This is a genomic window from Zobellia sp. B3R18 (genome assembly GCF_018860715.1).
In the GTDB taxonomy this organism is placed as follows: domain Bacteria; phylum Bacteroidota; class Bacteroidia; order Flavobacteriales; family Flavobacteriaceae; genus Zobellia; species Zobellia russellii.
Window position 1 is genome coordinate 776,190 of sequence record NZ_JAHKQG010000011.1, and the last position, 15,326, is coordinate 791,515.

The window sequence follows — 15,326 nt, forward strand, 5'->3', positions numbered from 1 at the left end:
TTAAAGATTACTAGGACACTTTTTTAAACGTCTCAATAATTATTATTTGGGTTTAAACCTAACGGAGCCTGAATGTGTTTAGTACTTTAAGGAAAGGTTACTCATCGAATAAAAACAATCATTTTTTAGAGGAAGATATACAAGCCTATTTTAGCAACGGTATAAAAATGACAAACAACCCTTATAATACCATTACATAAAAAGAATAGATTAAGGAGACACCAATTTAAACGAATTAGCAAAATAATCCTTGTCATTCGGGCTTCTGGTAATTATTCGCAAAGGCCCCATAAAGGCCTGTAATTGGTCAATCCCTTGCTTTTGAGATTTAGTAACCCCATTAATATCCCTCCAAGGCCACTTATAAATGCCCCATTTGGCATTTCCGCCTACCGGATTTGAGAAACGAACTGTTCTTGCTTGGCGATCATGAACTTTAACTCCGTCTATCCAAACTTGTAATAGACCATTGTATGCGTCGCCCCAAACAACATGTACTACAATGTTTAAAGCTTGGCCTGCTTTGGGGATGATATTGGTAGGATAAAAATGGTTGCCATAATTACTTGAAGAATTTACAATATGTAATTCTCCAGCGCGACCACTTCCCTGACCCCCTTTATTCATGACCCACAATGCAATAAGAGGTGTTTTTCCTCTTGACCCTTCATGTACTTGAAACAAAAGCCAAGGATTTTCTTGGTCAATTACATAATTCTCACCCAATATGTAACTCCACCCAAACCACTCTTCTGTTCCTTTTGGATGATTTACCAACCAAGGAGTGGTACTAATTTCCGCCCGCATATTAAAATCATTATCGCACCAATCATTGGGCTGGGCAATTAGGGGGGTAATACTAAACTTAAGCCTTCCTTCTACAACCGAAACCTGATTCTCACAACACTCAGAATCAACTTTTAGTTGGTTATTACTAAAATTCATTGATTTCTTTCCAACATAAGAGGGTATAGTAATATCATCCCAACACCAAACTTTCAGCCCTGTATCATTTGCTTTACCTCCTTTTGTTTTACAAACAGTATCAGATGCAAAATATGGTTTTACAAAATGACCAAATTTCTTAATTTCGGGCGAGGTATACTCGGAATCTACTATATCTAGAAACCCAAAAACATAAACCCTCCTATCCCCAGATATTGAGAGTAAAACGAATAGAAACAAGAAGGTTAAAAATTTCATTATTTATTAGAATGGATTCTAAGTAATTTAATTAAAAAATATAACTCAAATTAAAAAGAACACAACTACAAAAGACTCTCATAAAGACCCTTATATTCTAAAGCAATTCGATCCCATGTATATCTATTGGCCACTTTAATTTCTGCATGCTTTCCAAGTAATTGGAATTTGCTCGCATTCTTTTCCGCCCACTGTATTTTTTCAACAAGGTCTTCAACATTTTTGTTTTTAAAAAAAAGCACATCATTTTCGTCAAAAACTTGAGTGTTCTCTGGAATATCACTAGCTAATATTGGTTTCCCCGTACTTGCCACTTCCAATAACATAATTGACATTCCTTCCGTTTCGGAAGGAAATACAAAATATTCACATGAATCTACCAAGGCTAGTAAGGCTGGTAATGGATTTACAAAACCAAGAAAATGCACGTTGAGCCCCTTGCTCAACCCTTTAATCTCTTTAATGTATGCCGGGTAATTGTCCAATTCCCCTGCTACAAAGATATGTCCTTTATAGTTAATTTTCTTGTATGCCTCGAGCATGGTATGCAGACCTTTGGTACCCATAATTCTACGTGCCGCAAACAAAACAAAAGGCGTAAATTTTGGTAATTGAACCGGCCAAAACTTTTCACCAAGGGCTATGGATCTGTTTTCAGAAAGGTTAATTCCATTAGGAACAAAGAGAACATCTACATTCTCTGTTTCTTTATAAAAATCGCAAAGCGGTTTTGAAATAGCTGTTTTAGTTCCTTTAAAGTTTAAAAAACGCCTTTCACAAAGTTTAAAGAATTTTTTAGCCACACTGCCCCACTTATCCCTTTTATATGGTGCCTCGTGCGCAGTAGCAATAACTTTAGCTTTTTTTGAAAGTCCGTCAAGAAAAAAGAAACTATCAATCTTATGTGCGTGTATTATATCATAATCACCAAAAAACCTTATATGTAAATAGCAGAGGCCGTAGTATAGAAATACCCCAATACTCCCAAGTTTAATTTCAGGGAACTCTACTACTTTTACTCCGGTTATGTGATTTTTTGCATTTTCATTCTTAAAACAATACACTGTAACATCAAAATCGCTGACCAGGTTAGCAATTAAATTCTCAGCTACTCTGCTCGTCCCCCCTCGAGAAGGAAAATACTTAATACCAAAAAATGCGATTTTCGGCTTATTTTTCATTTTTGCTATAGTTTATTTAACTCAATAGAGCCGTCAATCCTGATTATTAGAAGTCCTTTATAACACAAAAAAAAGCTACAAAAGACTCTCCTTATACAACTTAACATATGAATCAGTCATTTTTTTAAGACCGAACATATTCTCCATTCTATTCCTTGCAGCAACACCCATGGTTTCACATAAGTCTTCCTTACTTAGAAGGAGCGAAATTTTATTAGCCATTGCCTCTGGAGATGCTGGTGCCACCAAAAAACCAGTTTCACCTTCTCCGACAGCCTCATTAGAGCCTCCTCCAATAGTAGCTACTGTAGCTTTGCTTAATGCCATATACTCTAATATAGCATTAGATATACCTTCCCCATGCACCTTCATATTCGTTGCTAATACCCCCAAATTGAATATGGCAACAATTGATTCTACATCTCTTTGAAGACCTGTAAAAATAATCTTACTCATATGTTCATCTGCTACCATTTTTTTGCACTCCTCCAAATCTGGACCTTCCCCGATAGCCAAAAAAGTAACGTCATCCCTTTGATTCAATACAATCATTGCTGCTTTGATGTAGGTCTTAAAATCTTTTCTTTCAGAAAAATTCCCAACCATACCAACAATTTTAGGGGTCGTAATGTTAAATTCCCGACGAACTTTGGACTCGTTCTTTAATTCTGAAATCCGATTTAAATCAAAACCATTGTAAATGCAAAGACCTTTTTTAGCTGGAATATTATAGGCTCTTAAGCCTGCTAAAGAATTCCCTACAATAACTTTTGAGAACGGTATGGCCAATTTAGTCCGAAAATAATCCTTATTACGGAAACTAAGATTTTCGGGCGCATCAACAATACTTCCGTTAACAAGGGGTATACCTAGTAACTTTGAAGATGGTATAGCCAAAATGGTAGACATTGACCCCCAACTATGAAGTAAATCTGGCTTCCATTTTTTACATAGGTTAAACAACCTATAAAAAACCATTGGGTTCTTTTTGGGCACTCTTTTTAAAATAGTAATGGGCACACCCAAATCATAAACTTCTTTATAATGAATCCTATCTGAAAAAACCACTAAACCTAGTTCTATACCGCTATATTGTTTGCTGCCCTTCAACAATTCAATCAACCTTCTTTCTCGCCCCCCTGAGGTTAGGCTTTCTATAAGTAATAATATTTTCATATTTAAAACGGCTTATTCCGATATATCAAAGCAAAGAGACTTTATTTTTTTGATAAAACATGTTTGTAAAAATTAATCGTTTCTTCAATGACAGCCTTTGGCTGAAATCTCTTACTCGCAAATTTTGCCTTCTCCCGTACTTTTTCTTGTTTATTGGGGTTTTGAAAAATCTGAGCTAATACCTTCGCTAATTTTTTAGAATTTCCTTTTGGAAAAAGATAACCTGATTCGTTATTTTTTATCATTTCAGGTATTCCACATATATCCGTAGCTACAACAATTTTTCCTTGACTCATAGCCTCGGCTATACTTAAAGGCAATGTTTCTTGAAAGGAGGGCAAAACGAATACCGGAATATCCTGAGCATATCGCAAAACCTCCATTTGGTTTTTCCAACCACAGAATATTACTTTTTCAGAAACATTAAGTGAGCTTATTAATTTATCAATTTCTTTCTTATACTCCATTTCTTTATATCCACCAATTACATGGAGCCTACTATCTATTCCTTTTTTATCAAGCAAATGAAGTGCTTGTATTAAAACATGCAGTCCTTTACGTTTTTTTATCTCTCCAACAAAGTACATTTCATTTCTACCCTGTCCATTATTTATTTTGGAGTCATTCTGAAAAAAAATATCATTTACCGGATTAACGATTAGCTCAGAATTTACATCTAAGTTTTTGTCATTTTTCCTAAAATAAATCCTCTTATTATATTTAGATATAAAAATGATGTTTTTTATCCTATTCAGATAGTAATTTTCAACTATCTCTTTTATTCTAAATAGAACTTTTCTCTTTATAGTTACCTGTAACAAACGCTCCTCACTAAGGATTGCATGCTGAGTCACAACAAAAAAATTTCGATAGCTAGACCTATATAAAAGCACCCCAGGCACTACGCCTTGAAGGTGTATAACATCTGGGCTTTCCTTTATAACAATGTTATTAAATTGCCTTCTTGCTTCTAAGAAAGATTGCCTAAAACTTAACTTGTAAACCGAACATTCGTTTTCAAATTTTGTAAAGCCACTATTAAAAGAAGTAGAAACAAGAACCAGCTCCACATCCGAACGCTTTACAAGTTCATTGGCCATATTTACCAAAACACCCTGGACACCCCCATAAGTCTTATTATCTTCAGGAAAATCGCCAACAAGAAATAATTTCATAGATTTTATTTATACTTTTTCTTGGTACTTGAAACCGTCATTTAAGTCTACCCCATATACGCATCAATAGCTTCAAAAGACCATACAAACCCTATAGTGAATTTAGAAAACTCAACATTCTTTTACCATGTGCCTTATAGTCAAACTCCCTTAATCCAAGTTCCTTTCCTTTTAACCCTATTTCTATTGACATTTCAGGATTATCTATAACATATTTCATTTTTTCTGCAAAAGAAACAACGTCATACTTCTCTGCCACCAAAGCCGTTTTTCCGTCATCAAAATAATTCATTATTTCACCCACTCCCGTTGTAATTATTGGATTCCCTGAAGCTAAGTATTCTCCTATCTTATGAGGAAACCTAGAGGTATCCTGTATTGTAGGTCTTAACGGAATGAGCAGCGCTATTGCATTTGTATAGAGATACACTAGCTTTTCATAAGGAATATTGGTGAATAATTTTATTGGCTGAGTACTAAACACATTATTTATCTCGTCTTCTAGTCGTGCTGTTTCTTCTTTAGTTCCGCCGCTAACAATCATATATAACTTGGTGCTTTCATCTATTTTCAAACTCTTATATGACTCTATTATGAAATTGAACACCTCTCTGTAACGAATACTCCCACAGTACAGAAAGTAAGGTTTCTCTACGGTACTCTTAGGTTTATTGAATTTTTCAAAATCACATAAAATAGGCAATTTCAAGCAAGGTTTAGATGGAGACTTTAACTTGTAATGATGCATTAACCGATCACTTATAGGCAATGCTCCGCTATATTGTTTTATAACCCAATTATCTATTAATCTGTCATTAATCCTTTGAAAAAAACCGGTTCTATGCTCCATAGAAGAGGCCATTTCGACAAAATTAGTAGCCGTGGGAATTTTATGAAAATATGAGAACAGTACATAGCGTAGAGCGTGTATTACTTCTCTATTGGGGACAATAGCCAAGTCTATCCTATCATTTTTCTTTAGTTCTCGCAAATACTTAAACTCACCTATTATACCTTTAAGTTTTTGAATATTCCGGTTCAAGAAACCATTTGGCCTATAAACATCTTTTGAAGTGTAGATATAATCTATGCCCTCAAAGTTTCCTTTATATTCAAAATTCTTATGTTCGTCATGGCCCCAAGAACCCTTTCTACAAATTACCGTTACCCTACACCCCTCATGCAAAAATGCTCTACTCATTAAAGTAAGCCGTTGTACGGCTGCCAACCCAAAAGGAAATCTAATTTCTCCCATGAATACAACATGTGGCTTGGTCTTTTGTGTTTGCTTTTCCAATTTCATTTTTTTCAGGACAAATCCTTGTGTTCTATACAATTTTTTTAAGAAAGACTGAATTTTATATATCTTGCCTTGTCAACTCATTAAATATTTTCAATAAATCATCACATATTTTTTTGCTACTATTCCTAACTAGCCCTAATTTTCTAGCATTTTGACCCATGAGCTTTGCTGTTTCAGGGAATTCAGAAAATTCTAATATGGCTCCGGCCATAGCATAAGGATCCTTACTTTGCACTAAAAGTCCTTCTTCTCCATCAACAAGCATACTTGGAGTTCCCCCAACGTTAGTAGCAACTACAGGCATCCCTAACAACATAGCCTCTTGAACACCATTTGGGCTATTCTCAATGTGTGATGGGTGTACATATATGTCAGAATTTAACAATTCCTCGATCATTTCAGGAGCGGTCTTATTACCTAATAATTTTACTTCGGGGAAAGATGCAGGAAAATTAGCTTCCTTTCGTGCGGCCTTAGTATAAACAGTTCCTTCGGCTATACCAATTATACGCCACTCTAAACGTCTTCCTATTTTATCCTTTAAAATTTTACTTGTCCTGAAAACGGTTTCTAAACCTTTATACAGATTTCCTCTTATGGTGGTAGTAATAACAAACTTGTCTCTATTCGTCCATTGTTTCCATTGGTTAGCCAAGAAAGGAGGTCGCATAGCTTCATCACAATGAAAGTATTGAGCTTGAGGTGCCATTGTCCTTACCAGTCTTCTATCCCAATTAGTTCTTCCTATAAAATTTTGAGCAAATGAAAAAATACGCTTCTCACGATGAACCAAGCGCTTAAATTTTATAAAATTATGGTACATCGTATCCCCAGACAAAATACGTTTCATAGACTCTAACACAAAAGTCTTTCTTACCTTAAGTCCATTTTCATACATCATTTCATAAACTGTAAGGTTACCCTGAAACCAAATAATTGAGGGAACCTCCAATTCTGGGATAATCAAAGGAAAATCTGATTCTGTGCCAAAAAAAAGGATTACATCCGGTTTAAAACTCCTAACCACATCTAAGTAATGCTGCAAAGAATTTTCGGAAGGCGGGGTTGCAAAAAAACGGCTATACCAGCGATTAAATTTACCATATGGATACCTCGGCACCATAAAATACCTTGTACGCGAGGTTGCTGATGTAATTTCCTTTCCTTCCTTTTCAAGCTCACTAAAAACTATTCCCAGTTCAATATCCGAGTTAGCCATTATCTCTTGCTCCAATGATTCAATCCAACTTCCTCCAACTCTATTTTTAGAGTTAGATGCCCCTAAAGGGGGTCTATTTGAAAACCAGAGTACGCGCATAATTTAGTTTTTTGAACTTTTATTCTATAATTTGTTCTATTATTTATTCCATATACCTTTTGCAGTACCGTTTAAAATTTTCTTAAACTGTATTGGCGCCAAAATAGGGCCATACGCTACTGAAATAATACTCGCTAAAATTACCCCCGCAGATTCTAAAGCTAATGTTTTAGCAAAGAAATAGGACAATGGCACATTCACTAACATACTTACAATTCCAACCACTAGCTGAAGCTTAATTTTACCTACCCCATTTATAAATACCACAAAAATATTACCCCAAGCTAAAACGTTTACATAGATACACATAATTACAGAAAGCAGGAACGGAACTTCAATTTCCGGGACCCAAAAATGATAAAAATAAGTAGACCCAAGTAACATTAACAAACTAAGTCCGAACAGTGCCATCCAAACTTTAATGAGTTTTTTATTAGTAGTTAAAATCCATTGAATATCCTTTTTTGCATATGCTTCTGTATAAGCAGACCAAAAAGGAGATGAAACAATAGCAAATACAGCCGTAATTAATCCAAAATATTTATACGCTACGGCATATGCCGGCACTTCGGAAGGACCTAGTAATTGAGTGATAATTACGTTGTCCGTAGAAAAGATTATAATAGATGATATTTGGACAATAAAGAACTTCCCCCCAATACCCCATAATTCTCCGAACTGTTCTTTCCTTACATAACTTAAAGACGGAGCTATAGATCTATACCCTCCATAAAACATAAAAACACTTACCAACATTAAAACAACCATAGGAGAAACGCCAAGGGCAAGTGCTAAATAGAAGAGAGAACCTTTAGTAGTCTTTGTGAGCACAAATACAATCATCAAAGCCAAAATATTACTCAACAAATTATAGAAACCCTGATATGCTGGGCGTTGATAGGCCAAAAAAACAGAATAGATTAATTTCAATATAAAATTAATGCAGAAAAAAGAGAAGGTAGCAATAGCAACCAAGCGAAGTTCCGCCCCACTAACCTCTGTAGTGTTCAAAATGACCTCCCAATCTAAATAGGGTTGTATAATAAAGAAAAGAACTAAGATTGCAGAAATTATCATTCCTAATATTGCGTAAGTTGAGCTTACGTAAGATTTGGCCTTTTCCATCTCATCTCTGGCAAGGGCAAGGGCCAATTTATTTCTAAGACCACTACCTAGACCTATATCAAAAAAGCTAAACCAACCAACTACAGAAGATAAGGTAAGCCAAACCCCATATTGCTCCTTATCAACATAACCAATTGTTAAGGGAACCATATAAAAACCTATTAAAATACTTGTACCCTTAATCAAAAAAGAAGCTAGAATATTCTTCTTCGCCTTTACTGATCTTTTTTGACCATTATTTAGACGTTGTCCAATTTTCTTTATGAAGTTGACTATAACTCTATACATTTATTTACGGTCTGGGCACTATTCATATTCATAAATTCACTTTTGAACTAGTTGCACTACTTCTCGTAGAAAAAGAAAGTGTAGAATCCTGACTAGTACTGTAATAGTTTGAGAAAATAATGGCAAACATGAGGCCGTAATGAAACAGATCAAATATCACTAAAGTAAGATTGGCTACAGCAAATGCCATGAATGCAAAAAAACCGCCCCAATACCCAGATTTTAATCCCATATTCCACATACGTTTCAACAGCGAACCCAAAAATGTTAAATAGATAAGACCGCCTACCAATCCGTAATAATAGAATAACTTTAAATAACCTACATGAATCTGAGAACTTCGCCCTCTTAGTAATCTAACAACTTCCTCCGTATCTATACCCATGGTTCCCAATATAGGATTATGAGGAAACACTTTAAAAAATACCTCAAAAGCCAGCAATCGCGTACCTGCACTATCAGACAAAAGTCTTTCTTCTATAAATTTCTCCAAATCAATACCAGAAAAACTAAGAGCAATTACTACTAAAGTTAGAAGCAAAAGACCATATAAACCATATTTAAGAGCTTTCACAAATTTGTTTTTCCCTATCCATATTTTTTGGCTGGAAATAACGATAAAATTCAACATTATCCAGCGTGCGCTAGATAAAAAGCCTACTGTTGCTGCTGAAGCGAAAACCAAAGTTGTCTTTATCCATTTTTTGGAATTTACTGCTATTAATATGCTAAATATTGCCATAGCATCAACCCCAACGGACACCTTATTGATATATGAAAAGATTGAATGCCTATAACCATCAATAAACCTATTCACATCTCCCGTAACCTCCTGAGGATTATTATTATAATATTCTTGCATTCTTGCATAAGACAAACCTTGGACAAGATCATCCGTTTTTAGAAAAAAGAAAGGTTTAAAAGTTTGTATAACCGAAACAATCGCAGCCAGTACAAGAGTAAGGCCAAAAACCTTCAAAGCCCAATCCATCCATTTGGAAGGAAAAGAAATATTCTCTAATAGCAAAAAAGCAATAAACGTTTGAATAAGTGAATCAGAGTAAAGATATTTTACAACCCCACCTTCCTCTAGTTCTTCTGAAACGAACATATTACAAAGCACGGCATATAAAACAAAAACACCATAGAATATAACATAATTAGGAAGTTTAAACGATGTATTAGTTCTATACAAAGCATAGGTTTGATAAACTAGATAGACTAGGAATATCATTCCCAATACATAATTAGGTTCCATTCCTGTCACCTTGTACACCACATAACTAAAAAATGGATATAGAAGCAGAATTAAAAAAAATAAAAACTTCGGCAAGTTTTTCATAATCAATCAAACCTTAACAGCTATCACATCTCTCTTAGATCCAACGTAACCTGATTAAACTGAAAATGATTTATCCACCAACTGTTTCTCTTTGTTTAAACCATATTTGGCCTCATACCCATACTTATGGTCTTCCTTGAGAGCATCATTAAATATGATATAACTTTTTTTCTTCTTGTCCCGTGGAATCAAATTCTCTAAATCTTCTAAAAATTCTATTTTAGAAACATTTCTTCTTACTACGAATAGGTTAATATCCATAACATCTAAGAGCAATAAGAAATCTGATACCAACCCTACTGCTGGGGTATCCAAAATCACGTAGTCATATTCTTTTTTTAGCTCCTCTATTACAGCTTTCATCTTATCTCCGGATAAAAGCTCATGTACATTACCATCTACTACGGCTGTTGGAATAAATTTTAGATTATCCAACTTTTCATGCGTTCGAATCACATCTTTTATAGAGTTCACTTCACCTTTCAGGTAATTTGAAAGTCCTCTACCTTTTACCTTACCTACATGGTTTACCAAACTTGGGTTGCGCAAGTCTGCATCTATGATGACTGTTTTCTTTCCGGCTTCGGCAAGCGTAATTCCTAGATTAATTGCGCTATATGTTTTTCCTTCTTCCGGCAGAATAGAAGTTATACCTATAACACCCTTGTCTTGTGAATTTATCAGTTTAAGATTGGTCGTCAAATCCCGGAAAGATTCTTTTAATTTCCAAAGTGCTACTTCTGAGTCCGCTTCGGAAGATTTAAAATTCTGTCCAACAAAATCAAATAGCTGCTGACTACCCTTAATTTTTTTTATGGCCTTTTCCAGCTCTTGGCCTATATAAGGAACTTTAAAGGATTTCTCTTTTACTTCGTCATCATAATGCACAATACTGGCAATGATAGGCATGTCACTATTAGCCATTACTTGATGTACATTTTCTATAGTATCGTCAGGAGAAAAGAATATCATCCAACCCAAGGGAATAAGCATACCGATTACTACCGCTAGGGCCAGCAAAAGCGACTTTTGAGGTGCAACAGGGCCGTTACCAACCATTCTGGCTTCGTCCAGTATTCGCGTATCAGATGTGCTTTCCGCTCTTGCAATACCTGTTTTAGCCAATTCTTGACTCAAATACTTATAAAGGTTTTCGTAAAGCGTATTTTGACGTTGAATATTCAACAATTGTATTTCTCGTGTAGGTAAAGAACTTATTTCTTCATCAATACTAGACAATTGGGAAGTTATACCGGCTAAAGCCGCCTGAGAAGATCTTACCGCACTTCTTAAATTACTGAGCAAAATCTCTGTAGACTCCTGAATTTGGCCGTTTAGAATAGTCATCTCCTGATTATTGCTGGTAACAAAGAATTTTTTTCTTGATCGCTCCGCATAAAGCTCTTTTAATTCAAGTATGTTTTGATTAATAGAAGGATCCTCAATACCAATTCCCGAAGGCATTATAAATTCATCACTATTTCTATTGTTCCTCACGCTACGGATAATAGAGTTATAGTAATTAATACTCATTTTAATCTTAGCTGCTTCAACTTGTAAATTGTTGGTTTGGTCCAGAGCATTGGAAGCTGTTGCTCCAAGATCCACGGCCTTCTTATCAATTTTATAAGCTTCTAATTTTACTTCAAACTTTGTTAAAGAATCAGAAATTACTCTTAACTGATTTCTAATAAACGCTTCTTTACCTGCTGCAATCTCGTTTCTGGAGAAGAGTTCATTTTGAACATAGTTCTCCGTTAATTGTTTTAAAAAATCCACTTCCTTACTAACAATTGGACCTGTAGAAACAATTTTAAAAATACTTGCCTGTATATCAATATTATCGGCCTCCAGCTTACCCATATAACCTTTGGCCACTCCTTCAATATTATGGATAACAAAACTTAAATCCTCTCCTTCAAAATCTTCAAGGTTTACCTTGTACTCGGGTCTGTTAAGAGTGAATGTAAAATACTCATGCTCTATTTTATCTCCAAACTTATATTCCCCAGAAAAATCAAAACTTCGCTCAACTTCCCTAACAGAGCCGTTGGAAGGGTTGGAAACTCCAAACTCATCTCCCTCTATGGTTAATTTATAATTATCACCGGACAGTAATTCAATTTCAAAAGGCACACCAAATAACTGTGGTTTGGAACGGTCCATCATCACCTCAAAAGGAAAATAACCATATTTCTCTTCTGATGAGAATAAGCTTTCTGTGTGATAAGAAATATCAAAATTTAAGTCTTCAATGGTCTGCCTTATGAGACTAAAAGATTTTAAAATACCTATTTCATTGTAAAGGTTTTTTTCCATCTCAATAAGACTTACACCTCCCTCAACGTATTCACTATCTCCCAAAACTCGGTTTCTACCTTTTGAATCTATCAATATAGAAGTTGAAACCTCATAAATAGATGTTGCCGATGCTATATATATTAAAGCCAAAAGCACAAACAGGCCTATACTAGCCATAAAAAACATCTTGTTCTTATAGATTTTCCGAAAAAATAATTTTAGGTTAATCTCTTGCTGAGGGTTAACTTGATTATTCTTTTTCTCTTTCATTTCGCTGTCATTATAACTCTCATCGCCTCCTAACTCTTGAAGTGGTCAAATTGCAATGAAGTTTTATTTTATACTTTAAGAAGGACTACGATTCTTTGATTAGTTGGAATTGAAACTTAAGACCAATATAGTAGTAGATATGGCAGATAGCACCAAGCTGAAAACCCCTAAGTTTTTCTGAAACAAATTCTCCTTTGAAGTTTCTACATATAGAACGTCATTTGGGTGCAAGAAGTAATATGGAGAACGGATAATTTCTGGACTCGTCAAATCTAAATCAACTACAATAGATTTATCTCCCTTCTGGCGAATTAATTTTACGTTCTTTCTCTTAGCTGAAATATTCAAATCTCCCGCAGCGCTTAATGCTTCAAAAATAGTAGCTTGGGTATTGTATATGTAGTTCGTACCGGGGGTTTTGACATCTCCCAACACTGAAACCTTAAAACTTGTAAGCTTAACGGACACCACCGCATTCAATAAGTATTTATCAATTTCCGACTGAACAAAATCACGAATTTCCTCAATTGTTTTATCTTGAACATGGACTTTTCCAACAATAGCCAAATCTATCGCACCTTCTTTATCTACCGTATAGCCTGTCAAAAATAACGAAGCAGGATTAGCTTGTAGATTTATGTTTTCTTCGGTTGAGTTATTAAAATATGCTACTTGATCGGGATCTCTACTTTGCACCTTTACACTCAACACATCATTTGGCTGAACACCATATTCGGTTGGACGCAATCTTATGGTCATTTCACTATCCGGGCTTTGAAGATAATTTACACCTTTAGAGGTATAGCAAGAGGTCAAAACCAACGTAACTAGCGCTATACTAATTCGCTTGAATGATAAAGCCTCGTATACCCCTTTCAAAAAGAAAAGTCCTGATTTTTTTATACTTGATATAATTCTCATATTTCAAAGTTTACTTTTGTCAATTTTTTTAATCGAAATAAGCATGCTTGTCAATCTTAGTCCGACTTCACATTTGGAAAGCTATAGCTAAAAAGCTTTTTTATGATGACTTCCAAAAAGTGTTAAGAAGATAATTTTTACATCTAACCAAGGACTCCAGTTTTCTATATACCATAAATCATGGTTTACCCGTTGATTTTTCTGTTCATCGGTTACAGTGGGCCCTCGCCAACCATTAACTTGTGCCCAACCTGTAATACCTGGCTTAATATAACTCCGCACCATATAATGGTTTACACTTTTCCTAAAGTCGTTTTGCAGGTTTATTCTATGAGGTCGTGGTCCTATTACACTCATTTCGCCTACAAGCACATTGTAAAACTGTGGCAATTCGTCCAAATCTCCCTTTCTTAAATATTTACCTATACGCGTAATTCTTGGGTCGTTCACAACTGTGGACTTCGCTCCATGTAACGGGTCCTCAGTCACGGACATAGTCCTGAACTTGTAACATTTAAAAGTCTTTCCTGCCTCTCCCTTCCTATAGGGAGTATAAAAAATCGGGCCTTTTGAATCAATTTTAATCAGAGCTGCAATAATCAAGAAAATTGGAGACAACAGTACCAACACAAGAAAAGCAAAACAAAAATCAAATAAACGTTTTAGAATTGTAGTGCTAAAATGATCTAAAGGCGACTCCCTTAGCTTAAAAACAGCAAGATCACCCATGGTAACTGCTTTATAATTCTTTGATTTAAGCAATGGGTTTTTAGGAATCAATTTTACTCGTACCCCAAAACTATCTGCTATTTGAATGGTTTCCATGATTTTCTCATGTTTCATCCCGGCCATTGCTATAAAGATGTCGTCTATACGATTATTTGTTAATGCTTTAGACAAATCATCAATACCACCAAAAACGCGAAACCCTAAAATATTATTTGGTTTCTTCTCCTTGTTTTCTAAATACCCCATTATGTTGTATCCATATTGAGTCATTGCATTTGTAAAACCTTTTATATTATTTTCATCATAGCCGGCACCAATAAGCAATGTATCAGAAAAAAGGTGAGACGCTCTTTTCTTTAAATACCTCAACAAATATTTATGGCTAACAAGATTTAAATATGAAAAAATAAAAATTGGAATAATGAAAGTTGACCTAGCAAAGTATCTAATTTTCAACAAGATAACCACACTAATCACAAAACCTACAAAGAAAAACAACGAGGTCACTATACTCTTAAAATACCCAAAGTCAGGATTAAAATAGAACTCACTATTGCGTATGTACATAATGATTACCAACCATGTAACGTTGTAAATAACCATTAAACGAACCATATTCCAAAGAATAGCTGTATCGCTAAATGAAAAATCTGGTAGTTTGAACATAAAACATATGGTCAAAACCACATTGAGCAGAACAAACTCAAAGGCAAGTAAATTTATTAGAATAAATCTATTTTTTGAATTCATGGGGGGATTATGTCGGTTTTAATAGTTTATAAAATCAATCCTATAACTAGCATCTTATCCAACAGCGGCCAAATATATGAATGAAATAATTAACATTTCACGAATATCACATCTTCTGGGGCAATTGACCTAAATATTAGTTAATCGACATTTTATTAGGCAAAACTTTAATGGATATTTAGTGTATTGAATTCGAACATGACAAATATCTCGCTACAGTTTCTTTAAATTCCAGAACGGGTAC

Annotated in this window: 11 protein-coding genes; all 11 read right to left on the reverse strand. The window is 34.8% G+C overall.

The features are described 5' to 3' along the window. Positions 1-210: 210 nt before the first annotated feature. The 11 genes from KO513_RS09820 to KO513_RS09870 all read right to left on the reverse strand — a co-directional run bounded on the left by KO513_RS09820 (position 211) and on the right by KO513_RS09870 (position 15,082). Positions 211-1,203: a heparin lyase I family protein gene (locus KO513_RS09820; RefSeq protein WP_215913234.1), complete on the reverse strand. Its 993-nt coding sequence runs from the start codon at positions 1,201-1,203 to the stop codon at positions 211-213. 65 nt (positions 1,204-1,268) lie between these two features. Next, a complete protein-coding gene (locus KO513_RS09825; RefSeq protein WP_215913235.1) occupies positions 1,269-2,384 on the reverse strand; it encodes a glycosyltransferase family 4 protein in 1,116 nt (371 codons plus the stop codon). A gap of 75 nt (positions 2,385-2,459) precedes the next feature. Then, positions 2,460-3,560 (reverse strand): glycosyltransferase, encoded by a 1,101-nt coding sequence (locus tag KO513_RS09830; RefSeq protein WP_215913236.1) that lies wholly within the window; start codon positions 3,558-3,560, stop codon positions 2,460-2,462. A 41-nt stretch (positions 3,561-3,601) separates the two neighbouring features. After that, positions 3,602-4,735: a glycosyltransferase family 4 protein gene (locus KO513_RS09835; RefSeq protein ID WP_215913237.1), complete on the reverse strand. Its 1,134-nt coding sequence runs from the start codon at positions 4,733-4,735 to the stop codon at positions 3,602-3,604. 91 nt (positions 4,736-4,826) lie between these two features. After that, positions 4,827-6,038 carry a glycosyltransferase gene (locus KO513_RS09840; protein ID WP_215913238.1) on the reverse strand — a complete coding sequence of 404 codons (1,212 nt, stop codon included), beginning with the start codon at positions 6,036-6,038 and terminating at the stop codon, positions 4,827-4,829. 55 nt (positions 6,039-6,093) lie between these two features. Beyond that, the gene (locus tag KO513_RS09845; protein ID WP_215913239.1) at positions 6,094-7,356 is read right to left on the reverse strand and encodes a glycosyltransferase family 4 protein; all 1,263 of its coding nucleotides are present in this window, start codon (positions 7,354-7,356) and stop codon (positions 6,094-6,096) included. A 39-nt stretch (positions 7,357-7,395) separates the two neighbouring features. Then, complete coding sequence (locus KO513_RS09850) at positions 7,396-8,769, reverse strand: lipopolysaccharide biosynthesis protein (protein WP_215913240.1); 1,374 nt, start codon at positions 8,767-8,769, stop codon at positions 7,396-7,398. A 28-nt stretch (positions 8,770-8,797) separates the two neighbouring features. Beyond that, entirely contained in the window at positions 8,798-10,027 is a 1,230-nt protein-coding gene (locus KO513_RS09855; RefSeq protein WP_215913241.1) for a hypothetical protein, read from the reverse strand. Positions 10,028-10,165: 138 nt separating this feature from the next. Then, positions 10,166-12,682, reverse strand: coding sequence for a GumC family protein (locus KO513_RS09860; protein ID WP_215913242.1), 2,517 nt, complete (start codon positions 12,680-12,682; stop codon positions 10,166-10,168). 99 nt (positions 12,683-12,781) lie between these two features. After that, complete coding sequence (locus tag KO513_RS09865; RefSeq protein ID WP_215913243.1) at positions 12,782-13,603, reverse strand: polysaccharide biosynthesis/export family protein; 822 nt, start codon at positions 13,601-13,603, stop codon at positions 12,782-12,784. An 87-nt stretch (positions 13,604-13,690) separates the two neighbouring features. Then, positions 13,691-15,082, reverse strand: a complete 1,392-nt coding sequence (locus KO513_RS09870; protein ID WP_256439079.1) for an exopolysaccharide biosynthesis polyprenyl glycosylphosphotransferase — start codon at positions 15,080-15,082, stop codon at positions 13,691-13,693. Positions 15,083-15,326 lie beyond the last annotated feature (244 nt).

Coding starts and splice junctions, on each gene's coding strand:
- KO513_RS09845 (WP_215913239.1), bottom strand. CDS start 7,356: ATGCGCGTACTCTGGTTTTCAAATAGACCCCCTTTAGGGGCATCTAAC.
- KO513_RS09820 (WP_215913234.1), bottom strand. CDS start 1,203: ATGAAATTTTTAACCTTCTTGTTTCTATTCGTTTTACTCTCAATATCT.
- KO513_RS09865 (WP_215913243.1), bottom strand. CDS start 13,603: ATGAGAATTATATCAAGTATAAAAAAATCAGGACTTTTCTTTTTGAAA.
- KO513_RS09855 (WP_215913241.1), bottom strand. CDS start 10,027: ATGGAACCTAATTATGTATTGGGAATGATATTCCTAGTCTATCTAGTT.
- KO513_RS09870 (WP_256439079.1), bottom strand. CDS start 15,082: ATGAATTCAAAAAATAGATTTATTCTAATAAATTTACTTGCCTTTGAG.
- KO513_RS09850 (WP_215913240.1), bottom strand. CDS start 8,769: ATGTATAGAGTTATAGTCAACTTCATAAAGAAAATTGGACAACGTCTA.
- KO513_RS09825 (WP_215913235.1), bottom strand. CDS start 2,384: ATGAAAAATAAGCCGAAAATCGCATTTTTTGGTATTAAGTATTTTCCT.
- KO513_RS09860 (WP_215913242.1), bottom strand. CDS start 12,682: ATGAAAGAGAAAAAGAATAATCAAGTTAACCCTCAGCAAGAGATTAAC.
- KO513_RS09840 (WP_215913238.1), bottom strand. CDS start 6,038: ATGAAATTGGAAAAGCAAACACAAAAGACCAAGCCACATGTTGTATTC.
- KO513_RS09830 (WP_215913236.1), bottom strand. CDS start 3,560: ATGAAAATATTATTACTTATAGAAAGCCTAACCTCAGGGGGGCGAGAA.
- KO513_RS09835 (WP_215913237.1), bottom strand. CDS start 4,735: ATGAAATTATTTCTTGTTGGCGATTTTCCTGAAGATAATAAGACTTAT.